Source organism: Budvicia aquatica DSM 5075 = ATCC 35567, from assembly GCF_000427805.1.
Lineage (GTDB): Bacteria > Pseudomonadota > Gammaproteobacteria > Enterobacterales > Enterobacteriaceae > Budvicia > Budvicia aquatica.
In genome coordinates this window covers 35,068-38,309 of sequence record NZ_ATYS01000051.1, presented here as the reverse complement: position 1 = coordinate 38,309, position 3,242 = coordinate 35,068, and the positions used below count along the sequence as shown (strand labels likewise).

General features: G+C 43.5%; 3 protein-coding genes and 1 pseudogene (1 of these 4 running past the window's edge). 3 read left to right on the top strand and 1 reads right to left on the bottom strand.

Features of this window, described 5'->3' with window-relative positions:
* Together YWE_RS0117015 and YWE_RS30485 are read left to right on the top strand one after the other, a co-directional pair.
* Positions 1-324: autotransporter outer membrane beta-barrel domain-containing protein (locus YWE_RS0117015; protein ID WP_029095620.1), on the top strand; the 324-nt coding region annotated here is incomplete at its 5' end.
* 402 nt (positions 325-726) lie between these two features.
* Positions 727-879, top strand: a pseudogene (locus YWE_RS30485) (IS3 family transposase); the annotation flags it as partial.
* A 232-nt stretch (positions 880-1,111) separates the two neighbouring features.
* Here the strand turns inward: YWE_RS30485 and YWE_RS0117010 are convergent.
* Positions 1,112-1,312, bottom strand: coding sequence for a hypothetical protein (locus tag YWE_RS0117010; RefSeq protein WP_154661416.1), 201 nt, complete (start codon positions 1,310-1,312; stop codon positions 1,112-1,114).
* Between the two features lie 1,010 nt (positions 1,313-2,322).
* On the opposite strand from YWE_RS0117010, the gene YWE_RS31750 reads away from it, so the two are divergent.
* Positions 2,323-3,242, top strand: partial view of an inverse autotransporter beta domain-containing protein gene (locus YWE_RS31750; protein ID WP_084167121.1) — the 5' portion only. It continues 37 nt past the right edge of the window; the window shows 920 of its 957 coding nt (coding positions 1-920); its start codon is at positions 2,323-2,325; the stop codon falls past the right edge of the window.

Genomic DNA, 3,242 nt, shown 5'->3' with positions numbered 1-3,242 from the left:
GATAGCCTGCGAGGCCGGTTGGGCGTGTCATTGGATAAGGACATTGTCTGGCGAGCTGAAGATGGCACAACCCGCCGGTCACATGTTTACGGTAATGTCGATGTGTACAACGAGTTTATGAACGGGACTAAAACTCACGTTTCCGGTGTGGATTTCAGCACCCTGGATAAACGCCAGTCGGTCGGCGTGGGCGTTGGTGGGACCCATGAATGGCAGAACGGGCGCTATGCGGTGTACGGCAATGTTAACTTAATCAGTGCAACCCATAACGTCAGCGATAACTATTCGATTGGTGGTACCATTGGGGTACGAGTTGGCTGGTAAGATTATTATCTCTGTGACCACTGCCGTAGTGCATAATACCGAACGTTTAAAAGGGATTGAACAGTTAAGTAGCTTTGAGATAAACCGGAGAACCATTGACGTTCCGGATTATTTTTATGTTCCAACGGGATATTGAACTGGTTGCCGAACCTCTTGATTCAGAGCCGTCTGGTTTTCGACGTTAAATTAATCCACACTGGATTGAAGGTGTACTGTTAGGCCGTTTGCTCTGATGATGGGGCTGTTGCGAGATATGTTCATTAAATCCGTATGTAACACATTCTCTCTTGCACTTCAGATATCTACTAATTTTGAACCTATAGCCCCATGCCCCAGTATTCTTAACGACTGGCATAAACGTTTAGGCCACTGGCAGCATCAGGCGCGGACTGTTCTCAACCGAGTAAAGAAAATGAAGCCTGGCTGATACGCATACCTGACAGCCAGTGCAACTGGATATTTGGCTTGTGCTTTTTATACCTTCGTAACGTAAAAAACTTCCGATTCAACCATAAAAGGGTTTACCGAATTTATTGCACATTGTCGCTGAGCATGTGAAGGAAGTCGAAAAAGCGTCTGAAACCTGAACCACTGACGGTATCCTAAACCATCCTGACGTTTGTGGTTTGATTGTTCTAGTACACCGTTTAAGTGGTGTCATTAGTCTCTCAGGTTAAAATTGAAACATCAGTAATAGGTGTCATCAGTTTAACCCGCCATCTCATCCCTGTTTGTTAAGCGCAGTCTGTTTATTCCTTATTGATTCAACTCAAGGGTGATTAGCCCGTCAATTCATCACGATGTCCACTAATCGGGTATTCCCGTCAACCTGCACCGTCTGGTAGTGGGTCTGTCCGACCCTCACCTGTTGTAAAAGAGAGTGATTTACAGCCTCATGGCTGGGGAACAGTGTCTGTGGATTGCTGCCTGTTCGCATATTGCCCAATGTGATGTCTTGGTGGTGATGGTTGACAATCGGAATGTGCATATTGATCTTCATTGACAAACCTTGTCGGGGTTGGTTTTTTAATCTCAGTAACTTCATTGTCTTGATCGATTATGTCGAGATATTTGCCATATTCCCGGTTTAGCTGTTGTTGATAATTAATAATGCAAAATAAGGTTTCAGTGGATTGTATGAAATTGAAATAATACACCGGTCTCTTATTGTTTGTTATTCGACGGTGTATGTATATTAAATATGGATAAAATAATTTTGTTAATGCGATTCGATATTTTTGTTACCTTGCATTTTTAAATTAGTTTTCATGTTAAATGAAGTGTTGTCATTTATTGTTTTGTGTTTGATTTAATATTAATCAATTAATTTTTCTGGCATTTATTGGGGTTATTTTTATTTGAAATCCCAGCTTAAAATGATTGCATTTATTGATTTTTGTCATGTTTTTTCGTTTTGAATATAGCGGTTAACAACTGTCTTTTTTGATCTAAAAATCTGCTCATGGAAACAAATTCAAGTAATGATACTTTTATTGGTTTATATTTTAATCAATAACAGGATATTAATCTGTATTAATCATTAAATGCGATCAATTGATCTGCATTCATTTTTATTATGTATAATCGTCATCAATATCACTCATGGCTGGTTACTTGACGGATTAGTGATATGTCTGGTGCTGATTGGTTAATATATTTCTTATTTAAATTATAATCCAATGCGTTGCTATGATTGTGTGACGCTAACCTTTTTTGTGTATTTTTTGTTCGCTGCCATTTCGCTAATTTCGTTTCATTGTTTATGGTTATCTATTCTCACGCCCTGACTGATTAATGATTAACTGTGAATTTAGTGACTGGCGGAGAATGTGATTATTGATTGGTCATTATATCTACTGAATCGTCTGTCCATATTTGTGATGGCAGTGGAAAATAATTGAATGTAATTCTGTTTGGCGTTACTCGTTCATCGGTACATATTCCGATTCGATGACCATTTAATTAGGATAGCGCGTTCGGCGCAAAGGGAATGGAATAATGAAAATAACAATGCGTCTTTCNGCTATAGCAATTTGTGTCATGAGTANTGGTTTTTCGACCGCGGNTTTTGCTGCACAGAATGACATCTCTTCTGCCACCTCAACAACCCGCCTCTATGTCGTCCCGGCTGACAGTAGCCTGTACCAGTTAGCCCTGCAAAGCGGCATTACGGTGGCGGAGCTGCGTATCCTGAATAACGGTGGGCTTAACCGTCGGGAGGCGATGAAGGCCGGTGAAAGTTTGCTCTTACCTGTGGACTCCCCATTATTGCCGACCACCGATGAGTCGGGTCTGTACGTGAATAATTTGCCGGAACTCGGCATGGGCAATGACCCATTACCGAAGGCCGACAAGGATGGCCGGATGCCTGCCTCCGCCATGGAAATGAAAGCCGCTGGGATGGCCCAGTCCGTGGGTGGTCAGGACTGGAACAACATGACCGGCGACCAGGTGCAAAATCAAGCCGAGAGTTGGGCAAAAAATAAAGCCAAAGCTGAGGTGTTGAATCCCGTTCAGCAGCAGGCTCAGGACTTACTGGGGAAATTTGGTAAAGCCCGGGTCACGCTGACGGTGGATGACAACGGGGACCTGAGCAAGAGCTCTGCCTCCTTGTTCACGCCGTGGTATGAAAATGACGATGTGGTGACCTTCTCTCAGGTAGGGGTGCATGACCAGGATGGGCGAACCATCGGTAACTTTGGTCTGGGTGTGCGCTGGGAACAAGAGACCTGGTTGCTGGGCACCAACACCTTCCTTGACCAAGACTTTAGCCGCAATCACAGCCGTCTGGGNCTGGGGCTTGAGCTGTGGGCCGACTACACCAAGCTGGCCACCAACTATTACCATCCATTGAGTAGTTGGAAAGACTCCAAAGATTTTGATGATTACTTAGAGCGCCCTGCTGAGGGTTACGATGT